Raw genomic sequence first — 16,062 nt, forward strand, 5'->3', positions numbered from 1 at the left:
TCCCATGATGCCTTCCCCTTCCGGGAATTGCGGTGTCTGTCGCGTTCCGACACCCAGGACTATACGACCGGTCTACTCCGCCCGCAACCCCCACCACCCAAGTCGACCGGTGTGTTGGCAGCCGAGCCGTACGGCCGAGCCGAGAAGACCTGAACCGTCTCTGCGGCTCCCTCATCTGGGACCGGGGCGGCGGTCATGGCCGCCGCCTTCGGGCGTGGTCCGAACCTGCGAACCTGCCACTTGGCGACCATCCGGTCGAGCTGGTACGAGGCACAACCCGGAGGCAGCTACGCGGTCTTGGGCCACTCGGGATGGCCACAGCGCGGGTCCCTCCGTGCCGACCTGACGCCCGGGGAGGACGAGACGGGAGCGGGTTGGTGAGGTCTGCGGTGTCGGCCTGGCGCGTACTGCGTGGCCATGGCCAGCCAGTGCCGGGACGCCGCGAGCCGCCGATCTGCTGGCCGCCTGCCTCCACGCCCTGATTCGGCGACGACAGACGACACGTGCACGTGACGGTGCGCCCTGTGTCCGGTCAGCGCTGTCGTCGCCGGGCGGCAATCACGACGCGACGGTCTCGGAAGCACAGCCTCTCTGGGATCGCGGCGTCTTCATGCCGACCCGGCCGGGCGAGATGGTCCGTGGGTCCACCGCCTCGCCGGGTGCTCCCACTTCGTAGGGACCGGTCGGGTTGTTCGGACGGTCATGCGGGAGGAGGAAGAACGTGCGTCGCTCGAAAAGGCCGCTGTCGGGGTCCTTGCCGGCGTCGGGCATGAGGTTCGCATAGCCGACCATGCGGCCGTCGCGCTCGTAGCGCGGCTTGCCGCGTCGCCGTGTCGACTTGTCGAGGGCCTGGCGCACGTAGTCGAGGTTCTCCGTGCTCTCCAGCCACACCACGACTTCCTCGTCGGTGAGCTGGTTGTCCTGGAGCATCGAACTCATGGCCGCGGACCCTCCTCGATTTCTTCGGCCGCGCACCGGCCTGCTTGTGTGGCGATCACACCAGTTTTTCTCTGCCCCCGTCGGCCACTGTTCGCACGGTGGTCACCCACACCATGGTACGGGCAGGAACCGCACCGGCCCAGGGCGTCTGCGATCCTCACCGGCCGCCTCCCGCGGGGTCGGGCAGCAGGGCGAGGCCCGGATAGAGCTTACGGTCATTGTTCTTGATCATCTCGGCCGGGGAGGAGAGACCCAGTTCCTGGCGGATGCGGCTGGCGAAGGCGCGGCTGGACGCGGCCCTGATGCTCTCCTCCGCGCACCAGCGGCAGTACGTCTCGTACAGCAGCTTCTGCTCGACCCGCAGGTCGGGGTTGGGCCTGCCGTCCTGTCCCTTGGTGCAGCACTCGCCGATGAAGCGTCCGATGTGGTCCTCGGTCGTCTCGTACGCGGCCGTGGCCAGCCGGACGGTGGACGGGCCGTGCAGCGGGTCGCGGGTGTCCAGGTAGCGCTTGGCACCTTCGATCAGCCAGTACAGGATGCCGGGGCCCTCGTCGCGCACGAGCTCCACCGCCAGGTTGTCGATCTTGCGGTGGTTCGGCACGACGCGTTCGAACGGAATGAGCCGCATCCGGCGCCAGAAGGCGTGCCCGCCGGTGCCGACCTCCGGACGGTGGTTTCCCAGCAGCCAGAGCTTGTGGGTGGGCGTGAAGCTGAAGAAGTCCTGGCGCATGCGCCGGGCGGTGATCTTGTCGCCGCCGGTGAGCAGTTTGACGCGGGCCTCGTTGAACTTGTCGTTGGGCTTGAGTTCGCTGCACACCACGATGCGGCGGCCGTGCAACTCGGTCAGCTCGGTGGAGTGCTCGGCGAACTTTCCCTTCTCCATGAGGAAACCGGGCGGCGCGGCGTTCGCGTACTCGCCGAGGATCTGGGTCATGACGTCGAGGAGCACGGACTTGCCGTTGGCGCCGGAGCCGTACAGGAAGGGCAGGACCTGCGCGCCGACGTCGCCCGTGATCGAGTAGCCGAGCAGGACGTGCAGGAAGCGCGTGGTCTCCAGCCCTCTGTCGTCGTCGCCGAAGGTGTCGCGCAGGAAGCTGTCCCAACGCGGGATGGGCATCTTCTGCGGGGCCACCGTGGTGGCGCGCGAGTGCATGTCGGTAACCGGGTCCGGTTTGCGCAGGTCGCCGGTCCTGAGGTCGACGACCCCGGCAGGCGTGCACAGAGCGTAGATGTCGCCGTCGAGGACGTCCGGGTCAAGGCTGAGGCTGGGTGCCGCCTGGGCCTGGTGCAAGAGCGCCTTCATCCCGGCGGTGGACTGGGTGCGCCTGCGGTGCTGGGCCAGTTCGCGAGGGCTGAAGACGCCGCGCGGGTCGGTGCCCGGCATCTGCTCCGCCATGTCGCCGGCCGCCCAGAGCGCGGTCTTCTCACCGCCGGTGCGCTTCCACCGGTACTGGTCCCAGGAGTACCAGCCGAGTCCCTCCACATGCCGGAAGCGGTCGCTGTAGAGGCGGGCGAAGAGCTTGGCGTTGGCCCGGTCGGTCAGTTCGTCGGGCAGTAGTCCGAGAGGCACTCCGCCGCTGTCGGCAACCGCGACGCTCGGCGCCTCGGTCTGCTGCGCGGGCAGACTCGGTTGTCCCGAGGACGGGGCCGGACGGCTGGCGGGCAGCTCGAGGTCGAAGCTCTGCTGCTGGATCTGCTCGGCGGCGGCGACGGCGTCGAACCGGCCGTGCTCGGCGCTGCTCATGAGCGTCCTCGGGGGTGGAACGGGCGCTGGGCGCCTGCGGACAGAGCGGATTCGATGATGGTCAGGTTCCGGCGTTCCTGGTGCGGGCGGGCCTGTCGGGCGGTCTGGAGCAGCAAGTCCCGCACTTCGGCCTCGCTCAGGTGTCCGCCCTGAACCAGTCCCCCGGCAGCGTAGGCGGCCCGGTTCAGTTTCTCGGTGAAGCTCGCCCCTTCGGGAGTCGCCGCGCACTGCGCCACCTCCTCCAGGAGGGGGTTCAGGATACGGATGGCCGACTTGGCGGCCGGGCGTCGGACCGGGAGCGGCGTAGCCGCGACCCGGCCGGCGGCCACGGTGGGGGCGGCCGGGGCGGGGGTGTGGCCGGTGCGCGACAGTTCGGCGGCGAGCCATTCCGGCAGCGGGGCCGGGTACCGGGTCTCCCCCACCGGTTCGTACCGGCCCGCCGCGGTGCGTGTCGTGGGGGCGACGATGTACCCGTTGTCGGACCGGACATCGACCTGCCAGGCCAGCGCGGTCTTCGGACTGGAGCCGGTGGACGAGCGGTAACGGGTTTGTGGATACGGATTGCGGTACCAGATGTGCAGCCCGCCCGACGGGGTCCGTACGCGCAGTGTCTCCGCGTCCTCGGTGGGGCTCGGCATTCCCCGCAGTGCGGCCAGGAGTGCCAAGGTGTCGAAGCCCGTGGCGAGTCCGGTGAGGTTGACCTGGGGGCCAATGGGAATGCCCGGCAGCAGCCGGGAGCGGTCGGGCACCTCTGCGGCGTGCGCGTCCACATCGATCACGACGAGATTCGCGGGCCCGCAGGACACGCCTACGCCGAGCCTGGGGTGATCCCCCCACCAGGCGTCGATCCGTTCGGAGGACGTGGTGGCGGCGTGGAAGCCGTGACACCAGCGGCCCTGAGCGATGCAGGGGCAGGTTCCCGGCGCATGGCGGTCCTGGCGGCAGGTCTCGCAGTTGGCCGCGGGGGTCTTCTGCCGGGGGGCAAGGGGATGCACCGGCCAGCCCGCTCCTGCACACCAGCGGGCCACGGCGACAGCGCTGACCGTGCCGACAGCCCCCGGCCGGGGCAGCGGGCTTGTCGCGGGCTGGCGCACCACTGATCGTCCTTGTCGAGCGTCGGTCGTCTTCCCTTGCCCAGCCCCTTCACAAACTCACTGGTCAGAGGGTTGCGCCCGGCCAACTGCGGGACTGAAGGGACTGAGTTTCTCATGTTGAAGCCACGAGACTAGCGCACCTACTTCCCTCACACGGAGAGACGCTGCTGTGTCGCGGATTTTCAGTCCCGTCAGTCCCGCAGCCGGCGGGGCGGGGCGGGGGCGGGTGGAGGTGCTCTTCGGTCCCGTTCAGTCCCGCTGCTCTTCGGTCCCGTTCAGTCCCGTGGAGGAAAGTGCAGGTCAGAGCGTTGCGCTAAACGATCACGGGACTGACGGGACTGAGGTCGCCCCTTATAAGCTACGTACGTACGTAACCCTTTTCTTTAGTACACGCGTGCGCATACACGCACACGCACACGATTGAGGAACAAGGGGGTTCAGTCCCGTCAGTCCCGTTGGGCCCGCAGTTTTGGCTTGAGCAGCTCCCTGACCTGCGCTTTTCCAGGACGGGACTGAAGCGGGACTGAACGGGACCGAAGCGTCTCCAGCCCCGTGCCCCGTCCGGCGGCGGCAAGCAGGCCTCCTGCCGCCCGGCGGGCAGCGACGCCGAGCCCCCGGCAGGGGGCAAGCAAGCCGCCCAGAAGCCGTTTGAAGGCCCCTCTGGGCCCCGTTCACTGCCCAGACCGCAAGAACCCCCTCTTACGGCATCTGCCGCCCTGTCAACAGCCGTCTACGGGCGCCGGAGAGGCAGCTCGCATGCAGACGCGGCAGCTGCTTGGACGCGTCCCCCGCTCACTGGCCCTACCAAGGTGGTTGTGGGTTGAACCGTTGTTGCCGGAACCGGGTCCGAAGATGGTCGGGGGCAGACTGCGGGTACGGGTCCGCATGGCGCCGTGCGGGATCTTCGTAAAGAGCGTTTTGTCCCGTCGGGGGTGTTTGATAAGTCGCGCCGTGTCAGCGGGTTGGGGCCCACACGGAAGCGTGTGAGTATCCGCCCGTGGAGTGCGATGTGTGTGGAAGGCCGATGTGGCGATGGCCGGTGCAGCCGGCTGTGCCGCAAGAGGAGATCTGGTCCTGTTCCTGGTGCCATGCCGTCACGCGTGTGGGTGGCGAGTGGTTCGAGGTCTCGCGGCCGCCGTACTTGCCCGTGGGGACGCGCTGGGAGAGGGCTGTCGCCGACGGCCTTCCCGCCGATGTCTCCCACGCCTTCGGCGTCTTCGACAGGATGTTGTGCGGAATCCAGCTAGCCGGCGGTATGTCTCGCCTTCGGATCACTGGTGGCTGCCGGAGCGGGAGAACGCCTGTAGCGCCTGCCGGGAGGCGGCGGCTGTCATTGATGACCGCTGGCCGCAGGAAATGAGGGGCGAGGACGCGCGGGTCAGCGCGGCCCGGCGGCGAGGTCTGCGGGAGGCGGAGGCATGTGAGGCTGCAGGCCAGTTCGAGCAGGCCCTGTGGAGATCGGCGCGTCGCCCGTAGCGGGTGCGGAGCCGTTTGAATTGGTGCAGCTTTGTCAGCGTCGACTCCACCACCGGGCGCGCTCACCACGTCGCGGCCGGGATGCACCTGGGCGAGGACGTGCTCGCCGCCCTGGAGAAGGCCGCCGCCGAGGAGGAGAAGGCTAGGTCAAAGGGGGCGGCCGCGAGGAACAAAGCGGGCAGGACACCGGGGACGCCCACGGGCGGGAGGAGCGACGCCGCCTCCGGCCCCGGCGCAAACTCCGGCTGAAGGCCACCCTCCTGGGACGCTCGAGGGGCGGGCAGACCAGCAAGGTCCATCTGGCCGCCGCCCGCTGGCCCTCGTGCTGACCGCAGGCCAGGCCGCTGACAGCCCGCAGTTCGTCCCCGTGCTGCAGAAGATCCGGGTCCGCGGGCCCGTCGGCCGTCCCCGCACCCGGCCGGACGCAGTCGCCGGAGACAAGGCCTATTCGCCGCGCGGCAACCGCGCCCACCTGCGCCGACGCGGCATCAAGGCGGTCATCCCGGAGAAACGGGACCAGGCCGCCCACCGGAGGAAAAAGGGCTCCAGGGGAGACCGTCCCGTCAGTCACGACGCCGGTCTCTACCAGGAGCGGAACACCGTCGAGCGGCTGATCAACAAGCTGAAGGTCTGGCAGGGCATCGCCACCCGGTACGACAAGACCCCGGAGAGCTCCCTCGCCGGCCTCCACCTGCGCGCCGCGATGATCTGGATCAAAGACCTCACCCGGACCACCCATTGATCACAATCGACGCGCCCTAGCCGTACGGGTTGAGTGCCCAGAAGCGGACGGTGTCGCTGCGACGGTCAAACCACAATTTGGTGGAGTAGCCGCTGCCGTCGCGGTCGAGCTCGTGCGACCGGACCCACTGGGGGTTCTCCGGCCCCTCGCCCTTGAGCAGCTTCTCGAACCACGAGGAGAAGTCATCGGCCGGCCCCTCGGAGACGAAGGCGTGGGCCGCCGTCAGCTCGGCAAGTTTCCCCGGTGCCAGCCGGACGAAGCCCGAGATCACCAGCTCCGGCGACGGTATGCCCCGATCGTTGTCCCGGCTGCTCACCCACTTGGCGTCGGTGAGCGGGCCCAGCAGCGGGAACGCCCGCTCCAGCGGTGCGGTGCCGGTGTGCCAGTCCCCCTTGGCCCCGTTCGCCACCTGACGCAGGGCCCACCAGGCGGGTAGGACCGCCAGCCCCGCCCCGATCCCGATCAGCTTCCGTCGCTCCAACGAGATCCCCCCGTGCCTGACTTCGGGGGCACCTTATCTGGCCCGAGCACCTCACCCGGACCACCTATTGATCACAACCAAATACGCGCCCTAGGCGAATGCGCGCTCAACAACCCAGCGCACCTCGCCCAGTCCGGAACCATGGGCGGCGCTGCGTCGGGTGGTCAACGGCTTGATGCCCGGCTCCCACAGCAGGCGGCGGTACTTGTCGAAGTCGTAGCCCCGGTCCTCATACAGACGTCGGGGCTTGCGGCGGTGGCTTCCCCGGGCTCCCCAAACGGCGGGACCGCGTCGAGCAGGGGCAGGAGCTGGGTGACGTCGTGCCGTTTGCCGCCGGTGAGCGTGACGGCGAGCGCTTTTCCGTGCCGGTCGACGATCAGGTGGTGCTTGGAGCCAGGGCGGTCGGGGTCGACGGGTGAGGGTCCAAAGTGGTCCCCCATTGAGGGCCCGGATGTGCGATCCGTCCGCGGCACAGTCGTCCAGGTCCAACAGCTCGGCGCGGTGCAGCCCGGTCAGCAAGGCGGCATGTGCAGGCGTGGCCAGACGCCAGCCTCGGTCCAGTCCCACAGTGGCGCCGCTCGGAAGCGGGTAGGAGTAGCGGGGCCACCCGCTCCCACAGGTCGTCAGGAACAAGATGGGCCCGCATTTCGGACACCCAGCCAACCAAGATTGCCGAGCACAAGACCCGGAAGAGTCCATGGTGGATGCCCTTGGCCCCGACGTCGCCGCATGGATGCGAGCGAGCGTCGATGCGTCACCGGACGACACCACGACATCGACTTCACCCGCCTTCAGCACCCGGCTCATGCAGGACGAACCAGAGAAACCGCCCCACTCTCCCCGGCCCCTGGAGCGAGAACGGCCGCTCCGGTCCCGCCCCGGCCAGCGCTGTGCGCAATCACCTGCCGCTCGTTCACGAAGGCCGCGCTGGATTTGGGCTGCGGACCGGCCGGTGCCGCCAGTTAGTCGCCATGAGCGGCGGCTTGCTGAAGTGGGACCTGTCAGCGCTGCTCGTGGACAGCCCGAACCTGGCGGTGGCGCCAGCGGGCGCCAGCTTCTCCCCCGCTTCCTCCTCCAGCAACCCTCTCTTCCCCGGAAGCTCACGCCGCGCCGGCCTGGGCCAGCCGTACGACTGGAAGCGCTCCATCGCACCCGCGGGTACAGCGGCCCCCCGTCCCCGAACCCGGCGGTGTCCAGGCCCGGACGCTGTGGGTTCCGATCGTCTCCTGGACTTCGCGGCGGACTGACCCAATCGAATAGTCCAATATTCAATGACTTCTGTGAGAGCCTCTCAGAGCGCGGAGCGAAATCGCCGATCCTCGCCCCCTGAAACCCTCCCGGGCCGCTTCCGGAGCCGCGGCCGGTCAGGGCCTCGGGCAGGTTCGTCCGGCGGCAGCAGGTCCGCCGGTGACTGCTGAGCGGGCGCTCCTCCCCCACACCGAGCTCCCTTACGCCGCTGCCTGAAAGCCCGTGCCGAGTCGAGAGGTCAGGGCCGCAGCCTCGCCCACACCGCGAGCAGGAGCGCCACAGCCATGCTTCCGCGGCCGTCAAGCTCATGCTGCTGGAGAGGCAATCCCAATCCGAGGTGGCGTATGCGGATAGCCAGGTCCATGGCTGCGTCGGCTGCGGACGTGTCCGCACGCGAGTCTCCGCAGTACCACTCCCCCGGCTCCGTCGGCTCGCCGACGTCAGCTGCCGTTCGTAGCCACGCCTATGACGCTGCACCCGCCCGGGCAGGTGCAGCGTACGGAGATCGATCTGACGCCCCGGAAGCAGTTGCGGTGTACCGCCGAAGGAACGGGACGTCGTGCGGCTCAGGATCATCTTGGCGGTCGTGTGACCGTCCGGTGTCACGGCGAGCGAGTCACAGTCCCTGACACAGAGTCGATGGCCGACCTGCAGAGAACAGTCTCGTACCGCGCACTGTGGGCCCGGCCTACCTCAGCCTTGCTGGACCGGTCAATGCGTCATGCCCGGTTGAGCTTCGCGAGCCTCATCCTGCGAGTGAGATTCCATCTTGGAGGAGAGTCCTGGTCGATCTCGTGATTGTTTGGGTCAGCTCTGGAGGGCAATCGAGTGGCTGCGGACCCATGCGGAAGGCATCGAGGATCCGGTCATGATGCGGCTTGTCGGACGAGATCCGGATGACCGAGAGTCCCGCGGTCTGAGACGGTGCGGTGCATCGGAGTCGCCCGCACCTCACCCTGGATCGCAGATCAGCGGCTGTAGCGGCAACGGCTGGACTCCGCGTGATCAGGACTGCCGGGGCACCAGATCCGCCGCACGGATCGGCCGCTCGTGTGGATCGGCAGGGTGGAACTGCCCTGTTGGCCGAATGGGTCGCAGCACGCGCAGGCTCTCGCCGGCGGACTTGCTGTCGGGGCACACCTCGGTCCTCGCACTCATATCGTGTGTCCGATCTCCAGCCATGTCTGCGCAAGGGCTGAGCAGTGGAGTCATCGACCTGATGGCCGCCAGCGCTGTGCGGGAGGTGCGTGGCTTCGAGCACCCGTTGCTCGACGATGGGCAGAGGTCATGCCCTGTGCTGAATTTGAGCGCTGAGTGGTCTGCCCCATGCGAGTGCTTCCGGCATCCGATAGATCGTGAAGGCACTGACGGAGTCCGGCGCAGCTTGGGTATGAAGGAGCGGTGGTCCGCTACTCGCCGGATCGGAGTAAGCGATGACACGAAGACGCCTGCCGTGTCGGTCCGGAGCGGTCAGCCGTAAGTACTGTCGGACTCCCCTGACGTCTCCTCAACACAGGCTCCTCATCCTGGACGGCCTGGCGTCACTACCCCTACAGTGACGACTGTGCAACGACATCGATGCCTAGTCTGACCTGCATGAACAAACAGCACTGCAAACATTGGAGCAAGCTTGCAGACAAACGTCGATGCGAGCCCTAATGGTTGCCTTGCTGGACGTGTGTGCCCAAGCGCTGATCGACGCTGGACCGAAGATCTGGAGTCTCGTTTGAATCATCACCTTGACAACGACCATGGTGCCTATTTGACAGGCTGTCACGTTGCAAGGTGGATGCCAGGTATGCTCAATGGTGCGCATGCAGGTCCGTATCGTTACCGGCAGCGAGGAGTGAGCGGCCGTTCGTTGGCAAGCATGCTGGAGTGCCGGGAAACGGGTAGCACTGCAAGCACTGTTGGGGATGAGGATTTGGGTGTGTTGTCGAGTCAATCCCCGTGCGTGCCAAAGTGCGTGCTGGCATGCGAAGTAGGTCACCTCGTTGCGACTCGAATGGGAGGTCGGGGGAGTGGCTCGCCAACGCACTCGATTCCGGGCAGGCTGCCATGCGAGCGCGGCTGCCTGGTCATGGGTCGGGTTCTGTGCGAGCCAGGTGGGGTGATTTCGGGCCCGCAAGCTTGTTGGTGGGCAGATGCTCATGTACGTCAGCCGGTATGCGGGAAGGCTGGGAAGGGTGCTTGCGAGGACGCGGGTGGGGGTGTCAAGTGGCCTGTGGGGCTGAGTGGACGCAGGCTTGCGAGCCGGGTTCGTCGCATGACCGGCGGGGGAGTGGGAAGCCACTGTGCGGGCTTGCTGGGTACCTGGCCGCATGACTCGGTGGCTAACAGGGATTCAGGGGAGGGTGGCACTCGGGTGAGTGGCTTGCGGGCCGACTTGCCTTCAGGGGGCAAGGTCTGCTGGCTCGACCGTGTATCGACCCGTTCCGTGGCGGACTCAGAAGGCAACAGGTAGGTAGCCTGGAGGGTAGGTCGATACGCCTGACGGGTTGCCGGTTGGGCTCGCGGCGCGGTGGCGGGCAGACGGCCATGCGGAAGCGTCGGCCGACGGGTGGGCCGGCCAGCTTGCCGACCTCACCACCCGTGCGTCTCTCGGCGTTCGCATGCGCTCCTGGGCGTGTTGGCATACCCGTGGCATGATCACCCTGGTAGCCTGTGCATCGCTTTGTGCCGTAACTTCACTGGAGATGAACGAACCTGTGGGCGTGATCGATGTGAACCCTGCTGGAGTCACCACTGGTGAAGCGATCGCTGAGTCGAGTTGTAGGACAACAGGCAGGCAAGCGGGTGGAGATGCGGGGAACCGCATTTGAGTCCCATCATCAGACACCCCGCTCACCTGCCCGGATGGAGCGTTGGAGGGCTCTGCCAACTCCCCAAGGAGGGTGCTGGGGGGTACTCGGCATCAGGGTCGAGCGTTTTGAGGCTCAGAATCGCTCTGAGAGAATTTCCGCCCGCGCAAACATCGTCAAAGTGGACTTTTTGCCGCTCGATCGCGGGTCAGCCTTCCCGCTCCCACCCGAATTCCTCCGGACCTGAACGACACTGAGAGAGGACCCATGGCCAGTCCCTTCGCGGCACCTGACAGCCAGCAGCACCTGCCCCAGATCCCGTGGGCCTCGCTGTCGCACATCTTCATGTTCGGCAACGGCAAGGGCGGTGTGGGCAAGTCGTCGGTGTCGGCCAACGCCGCGGGTAAAGCGGCCCGCAGTGGGCTCAGGACGCTCATCATCGACTGCAACGCACAGGGCAACATCGCGCGCGAGCTCGGCTACAAGCGGGCCGAGTGGAACGACGGGGGAGCCGGGCTCCTCGAGTCCATGCGTACAGGCACCCCCCTCACGCCCCGGCGAGGCGTGAGGGAGAACCTGGACGTGGTCATGGGCGGTCCGGCCCTCGGCGACGAGTTCGGCATCTTCTTCCACACGCTGCTGGCGAAGGAAGGCCCCCAGGCGTACCTGCGGCTGCTGATGTGCCTGCTGCCGATCGCGCACGAGTACCAGATCATCATCCTCGACACCCCGCCCGAGAACCCGTCGCTGCAACGACTCGCTCTCTCCACCGCGCGGTGGCTGATCATCCCGGTCAAGAGTGACGGCGGCGCCGAGGACGGGCTTGCGCAGATCGGCCTGGAGTTCTCCTACGTCAGGTTCGTCAGCCAGCTCAACCCACACCTGGAGCTTCTCGGCGTACTCCTGTTCGACACGGGACGTACGTACACGGGTATCCATGCCGATGTGCGGCAACAGGTTCACAAGGTGCTCGGCGAGGACGCCCACATGTTCAAGCACCTCATCGGGCACACGGAGTCGGTGGCGCGCCTCGTACGCAAGCGCGGGCTGCTGGTTCAGGAGCTGGCCGATCGGCGCCGGGAGGGCGACCGGAGCATTCCGGAGACGGTAGACGGGCTGGTCTCCGACTACGAAGGATTCACCGAAGAGATGTTCGCCAGGGCACTTGAGCTCAGGAAGGAAGCTGCCGCATGACCCCGCCCAAGGGCAAGAAGCGTGTGGACTCGGACGAGGAGCAGAGCATGTCGGACGAGGGCGTCGGCAATCTGTTCAGCGGAGGCGGTGGTTCGGCGGCCTCGTCGAGCGCACTCGCCGGATGGGCCGCCCCGGCGCCCGCGCAGAGCCGGCCCGCCGCCCCGGTGACCCCGATGCCGGCCCCGGCAGCCGCACCGACGGTGATCCCACAGCCCGCCCGCGAGGTCGTACGGGAGCCGGACCCCGAGCCCGAGCTGAACGACGCGGACACTGCGAAGCCCGTCGGCTTCTACGTGTCCCAGAACGTGGCAGCGCGGTTCCGTAAGTACCGCAAGCAGAACGACATCACGCACACTCAGATCGTGCTGGTCGCCGTCGAGGCGGCCGCCGAGAGGGGACTCGCGCAGGTCGTCGAGGACGCGCGGCGCGCGCCCAAGTTCCAGTCCAAGCTGTTCGCCGTCACCGTCAAGCCCGACGACTCGGACCTGCGAGGCCTCGGCCCCGTCCAACTGCAGTACAAGCCGACCAAGGCGCAGCGGGCGATCATCGACCGCCTGGTGCGGGAGTCCGGCCTTCCGGACCACACCAAGTTCCTCGCGGTCGTCCTGGACCAGTTCCTTCCGGGACGTCGCGACGCCTGACCCGGGGGATGCTGCCATGAGTGGGTTGAAGGCGGCCTTGGCTGGGGCCTCGTCGCCTTCGTGGAAGCAGCGTGTTCGTGCCGGGCTTGAGCTTGCTCCCTTCGCTGACGCTCATGAGGTTGCGGAAGTGCTGGTGGGGCTGCTGCTCGATGTCGAGAACACGGCGGTGACTCGACAGACGGCAGAGGCCCTGGCCCGGATGGGGTCGGTGGCCGCCGTGAGGCTCATTGCTCTCGCGGTCGCCGAGGCTGACGGCAACCAGGCTGACTGGCTGCAGACCGGGGTGCATGACGCGCTCGTGGGACCGGACGGTGTGCCGGACCTCGCGGCGGCCTGCGGGAAGCTCGCCGGGGACCAGGAAGAAGCTGTCCGGCGGGGGGCCGCGGAGATCTTGGCGTGGACAGACGATACAACGCGTTGATCTGAAAAGACCTGCCTTGTCTAGGACCTTCTACCCGACCGGGGCGAGCCCGTGGCCCGTTGTGGGCGGTTTGCCGACGTCCAGGCCAAGGAACACGCCCACGTCTTCGATCTCGAACAGCGTGCCCTTTCCCGGGCGTAGACGGGGGTCGGCCTCGGCCCGGGTGTCGTGGTCGCGTATCCACGTTGTGCAGACCTGCCGCCCGCCCTGTCCATGGCCTCGGTCGCTACAGTCGCTGCTGCCCGCCGTCGTCGGTCGCTCACGATCCAGCCCTGGCACGCACCACACTGATGCTCCGGCATTCCCGGCGGGCTCTTCGTCCTGGTAGCGGCGCAGGTCGGGCATCGGCCTGGATACGGCAGGCTCGGGGGAGTCGACCAGGTGCAGACCCTCGCCGTTCTCCTCCAGGAACCGGGTGTACGGGGAGGCGGAGCCACCTTTTGACTCGATAACCTGCGGCTCGGTGTTGCCGAGCCGGCCGGGGGCGGAACCAGCAAGGAGTAGCTCCGCGGGCTTCATTTGCTGTTCACCTCTGGGTAACCCCTTGAAGTCGGGAGCCGGTCTGGGGTCCAGTGCCACGTCCTGCCTGTTGGGCGGGACCACAGGCCGCCCCCCCCGTGCAGGAACTGCGGTCGCGCTGTCCTGCGGTTCGGGGCAGGGCGTTCCGGCACACAGACTCTCCCTTCCCTGCTGTTGTCCGTTGCCTGAGTCGCTCAGTCGCTGCCCGGAACAGAGGCAGCGACTGATGAACAGCGACTCAGCGACCGTTCAGTCGCTGCGAGGGAATGGAGATAAACGCAGGTCAGGCGGGTTGTCAAAAGCTTGCAGCGACTGAAGCGACTGAAGGTTCGGGTATATGACGTCCTCATGTGTGCGCGTGTGCGTCATATATAGAGACCTTCAGTCGCTTCAGTCGCTGTTTCGGCCGTTGCAGGGCTGTGAACTGCGGTTTTCCGGAGGCTGGAGACAGCGACTGAACGGCCTTCAGTCGCTGCTGATTCTCATTCAGTCGCTGCAGGACGCCCGCGTTTTGGGCGGTCCCCTCGGCGGGCCGCGTCCTTCGGGATCACGTTCCACGAGCTCGTGCCGAGCGTTGGTTAGGCTGTGTCTGTCATTGAGTCGCTTCGGTCGCTTATGAGGGGTGTGCGTGTTCGTTGAGCTGCGATTTTTCTCCAGCAAAGCCAAGCGGCCCAACCCTGCCCCCGGCCGGGACCGGATCCTGCCCGGCATCTACAACGCGGACCCCGTGGCCCTGACCGGACCGGAAAGACCGTTCACGGTGCCCGGTCCACGAGCCGCGAATGCCCTCTGCCCCTACGGGGGAGGTGCCCATGACATCGCTCCGTAACGAGGTTCTCTTCGACCCCGAAGCCGTTGCCGCGCAGATCCGTGCCCAGGGCCAGGCGGTGCCCCTGCCCGTGCAGTCCGGCAACCAGTCGGCGGCATACGGCGAGGCGCTGGCAGCGGGGCTTCTGCCCGACACCCTCACCGACCGGGGCAACGCCAAGCTCTTCGTGAAGCTCTACGGCCGTGACTACCGGCACGTCCCCGGGATCGGCTGGTACCGCTGGGACGCCACGCGCTGGCAGATGGACGAGGACGACACCGTGCTCTGGGCGGCCGGCGACCTGGCGGAGGCCATCACCGTCCAGGACCCGCGCGGCATCCACACGGCTCAGGCCATGCAGACGCACCGACGCCGGGCGCTGTCCACGACGGGGATGAACGCGATGCTCGCGCAGGCGAAGTCCGCCCCCGGCATGGTCCTCAGCGCAGCCCTGCTGGATGCCGACCCGTACGCCCTGTGCACGCCCGAGGGCATCGTCGACCTGCGGACAAGCCTGATCAAGAAGCCCGACCCGAACAAGGACTTCCACTCGCGGTCCACCTCCGTCGGGCCGGACCACGGTCCCACACCGCGCTGGATCCGCTTCCTGACCGACACCTTCGGCGACGACGCCGAGGGCCGGGAAATGATCGCCTACCTCCAGCTGTTGCTCGGCTACTCCATCACCGGAGACGTCGGTGGCCAGGTCCTGCCGTTCCTCTTCGGCTACGGCAAGAACGGCAAGAGCGTCCTGCTGGACGTGCTGATGAAACTCCTCGGCGACTACGCCGACGCGGCCCCGCCCGGATTCCTCATGGCCCGCCCCTACGAGGGCCACCCGACGGACCTCGCGGAACTGCACGGCCGTCGCGTCATCGTCTGCTCCGAGGTCAAGCACGGCGACAAGTTCGACGAGGCCCGGGTCAAGCTGCTCACCGGCGGAGACCGCATCAAGGCCCGTCGCATGCGGCAGGACTTCTTCAGCTTCCAGCCCACGCACAAGCTGTGGCTGCTGGGCAACCACCGCCCCGAAGTGGGCACCGGTGGCTTCGCGTTCTGGCGTCGGATGCGTCTGCTCCCCTTCGAGCGCACGGTGTCCGACGACCGGAAGATCGACAATCTCGCCGACATCCTCGTCACCGAGGAGGGTCCGGGCATCCTCGGGTGGCTCATCGACGGGGCGCGCCGCTACCTGTCGGGCGACCGCGACCTGACCGGCCCCGAACGGGTCCGCATCGCCACCACGGCCTACGCCGAGACGGAGGACCACACGGGCCGGTTCTACGACGAGTGCTGCCGCCTCGGCAGCGAACTGCGGGCCGAGCAAACGGCCCTGTACGCCGCGTATCGTGTGTGGTGCCAGAATGAGGGGGCGCCCGCGATGACTTCTCGCGCGTTCGCCACCCGCACTCGGGAACTGGTCGGGCTGGCGTCGCCGAAGGAGATGATCCTGTCCAACCAGCGCAAGCACTACTCGGGCATTGGTCTGCTCACCGAGGAAGAGAGGGAAGCGGCGGCATGAGTTCCCTGATCACTGAGGATGAGATCAGCCATGAGACCGAACTCGTGTGGCTGGAGGACATCGCGCCGCTCGATTACGTCCGCCAGAGCCTCGACCGGCTGGCCTCCCGCGGTGGCAGGCCGGCTTACCACCGCGACGGGCGCATGGTCGGATACGCACGGCTGAGCCCCAGGGCGAAGGCGTCCCGTTCTTCTGGCACGTTCCGGCGGCGGGTCTTCTGGCTGCTGCCCCACGACCGCGATGCCGAGCCCGAAGGCCTTTACACCAAGGGCGCACCGGCAGAGGCCGTCGACCCCCGCACCCTCGACGCCCGCATCAGGGGCTACAAGACGCAACGTTCGGAGGGCGGGCCCCCGTCGATCGCAATGCGTGAGCTGGGCATAACGCTGCCTTTGTGAACCGGCGGACCGGTCCTGTCATCGGCACCGGCGA

General features: G+C 67.5%; 10 protein-coding genes and 3 pseudogenes. 6 read left to right on the forward strand and 7 right to left on the reverse strand.

Translation table 11 applies throughout. The annotated features are described in order from the left end of the window. Positions 1 to 558: 558 nt before the first annotated feature. From ACFV9J_RS35305 to ACFV9J_RS35320, 4 genes and pseudogenes are all read right to left on the reverse strand, one after another. Positions 559 to 939, reverse strand: a complete 381-nt coding sequence (locus ACFV9J_RS35305; protein WP_385361480.1) for a DUF6009 family protein — start codon at positions 937 to 939, stop codon at positions 559 to 561. 157 nt (positions 940 to 1,096) lie between these two features. Then, on the reverse strand, positions 1,097 to 2,683 hold the full coding sequence (locus ACFV9J_RS35310; RefSeq protein WP_385361483.1) for a phage/plasmid primase, P4 family: 1,587 nt from the start codon (positions 2,681 to 2,683) through the stop codon (positions 1,097 to 1,099). Continuing rightward, positions 2,680 to 3,711: a bifunctional DNA primase/polymerase gene (locus tag ACFV9J_RS35315; RefSeq protein WP_385361562.1), complete on the reverse strand. Its 1,032-nt coding sequence runs from the start codon at positions 3,709 to 3,711 to the stop codon at positions 2,680 to 2,682. The genes ACFV9J_RS35310 and ACFV9J_RS35315 overlap by 4 nt, the downstream gene beginning before the upstream one ends. A 1,476-nt stretch (positions 3,712 to 5,187) precedes the next feature. Beyond that, positions 5,188 to 5,312 (reverse strand): annotated as a pseudogene (locus ACFV9J_RS35320) (IS5/IS1182 family transposase); the annotation flags it as partial. Between ACFV9J_RS35320 and ACFV9J_RS35325 the strand changes: the two are divergent. After that, a pseudogene (locus tag ACFV9J_RS35325) lies at positions 5,281 to 5,995 on the forward strand (IS5 family transposase); the annotation flags it as partial. The pseudogenes ACFV9J_RS35320 and ACFV9J_RS35325 overlap by 32 nt on opposite strands. A 16-nt stretch (positions 5,996 to 6,011) precedes the next feature. Here ACFV9J_RS35325 and ACFV9J_RS35330 read toward each other — a convergent pair. Continuing rightward, positions 6,012 to 6,476: a hypothetical protein gene (locus tag ACFV9J_RS35330; RefSeq protein ID WP_385361485.1), complete on the reverse strand. Its 465-nt coding sequence runs from the start codon at positions 6,474 to 6,476 to the stop codon at positions 6,012 to 6,014. A gap of 93 nt (positions 6,477 to 6,569) precedes the next feature. Next, positions 6,570 to 7,093, reverse strand: a pseudogene (locus ACFV9J_RS35335) (transposase); the annotation flags it as partial. A gap of 3,699 nt (positions 7,094 to 10,792) precedes the next feature. Between ACFV9J_RS35335 and ACFV9J_RS35340 the strand changes: the two are divergent. Genes ACFV9J_RS35340 through ACFV9J_RS35350 form a run of 3 tightly spaced genes read left to right on the forward strand, consistent with a single transcriptional unit; the run spans position 10,793 to position 12,781 of the window. Then, positions 10,793 to 11,719, forward strand: coding sequence for a ParA family protein (locus tag ACFV9J_RS35340; RefSeq protein ID WP_385361487.1), 927 nt, complete (start codon positions 10,793 to 10,795; stop codon positions 11,717 to 11,719). Continuing rightward, positions 11,716 to 12,360 (forward strand): hypothetical protein, encoded by a 645-nt coding sequence (locus tag ACFV9J_RS35345; RefSeq protein ID WP_385361489.1) that lies wholly within the window; start codon positions 11,716 to 11,718, stop codon positions 12,358 to 12,360. Before ACFV9J_RS35340 ends, ACFV9J_RS35345 begins: the two co-directional genes overlap by 4 nt. Before the next feature lie 16 nt (positions 12,361 to 12,376). Further along, the gene (locus ACFV9J_RS35350) at positions 12,377 to 12,781 is read left to right on the forward strand and encodes a hypothetical protein (protein WP_385361491.1); all 405 of its coding nucleotides are present in this window, start codon (positions 12,377 to 12,379) and stop codon (positions 12,779 to 12,781) included. Positions 12,782 to 12,811: 30 nt separating this feature from the next. On the opposite strand, the gene ACFV9J_RS35355 is transcribed toward ACFV9J_RS35350, so the two are convergent. Continuing rightward, complete coding sequence (locus ACFV9J_RS35355) at positions 12,812 to 13,300, reverse strand: hypothetical protein (RefSeq protein ID WP_385361570.1); 489 nt, start codon at positions 13,298 to 13,300, stop codon at positions 12,812 to 12,814. Between the two features lie 812 nt (positions 13,301 to 14,112). Between ACFV9J_RS35355 and ACFV9J_RS35360 the strand changes: the two genes are divergently transcribed. Together ACFV9J_RS35360 and ACFV9J_RS35365 are read left to right on the forward strand one after the other, a co-directional pair. Then, the gene (locus ACFV9J_RS35360) at positions 14,113 to 15,630 is read left to right on the forward strand and encodes a phage/plasmid primase, P4 family (RefSeq protein ID WP_385361493.1); all 1,518 of its coding nucleotides are present in this window, start codon (positions 14,113 to 14,115) and stop codon (positions 15,628 to 15,630) included. Beyond that, positions 15,627 to 16,028 carry a DUF6009 family protein gene (locus tag ACFV9J_RS35365; protein ID WP_385361496.1) on the forward strand — a complete coding sequence of 134 codons (402 nt, stop codon included), beginning with the start codon at positions 15,627 to 15,629 and terminating at the stop codon, positions 16,026 to 16,028. The genes ACFV9J_RS35360 and ACFV9J_RS35365 overlap by 4 nt, the downstream gene beginning before the upstream one ends. The last annotated feature ends 34 nt before the right edge of the window (positions 16,029 to 16,062 follow it).

Origin of the sequence: Streptomyces sp. NPDC059906 (assembly GCF_042730645.1) — a bacterium.
In the GTDB taxonomy this organism is placed as follows: Bacteria; Actinomycetota; Actinomycetes; order Streptomycetales; family Streptomycetaceae; genus Streptomyces; species Streptomyces rubrogriseus.

Coding starts and splice junctions, on each gene's coding strand:
- ACFV9J_RS35340 (WP_385361487.1), top strand. CDS start 10,793: ATGGCCAGTCCCTTCGCGGCACCTGACAGCCAGCAGCACCTGCCCCAG.
- ACFV9J_RS35310 (WP_385361483.1), bottom strand. CDS start 2,683: ATGAGCAGCGCCGAGCACGGCCGGTTCGACGCCGTCGCCGCCGCCGAG.
- ACFV9J_RS35360 (WP_385361493.1), top strand. CDS start 14,113: ATGACATCGCTCCGTAACGAGGTTCTCTTCGACCCCGAAGCCGTTGCC.
- ACFV9J_RS35345 (WP_385361489.1), top strand. CDS start 11,716: ATGACCCCGCCCAAGGGCAAGAAGCGTGTGGACTCGGACGAGGAGCAG.
- ACFV9J_RS35365 (WP_385361496.1), top strand. CDS start 15,627: ATGAGTTCCCTGATCACTGAGGATGAGATCAGCCATGAGACCGAACTC.
- ACFV9J_RS35305 (WP_385361480.1), bottom strand. CDS start 939: ATGAGTTCGATGCTCCAGGACAACCAGCTCACCGACGAGGAAGTCGTG.
- ACFV9J_RS35350 (WP_385361491.1), top strand. CDS start 12,377: ATGAGTGGGTTGAAGGCGGCCTTGGCTGGGGCCTCGTCGCCTTCGTGG.
- ACFV9J_RS35355 (WP_385361570.1), bottom strand. CDS start 13,300: ATGAAGCCCGCGGAGCTACTCCTTGCTGGTTCCGCCCCCGGCCGGCTC.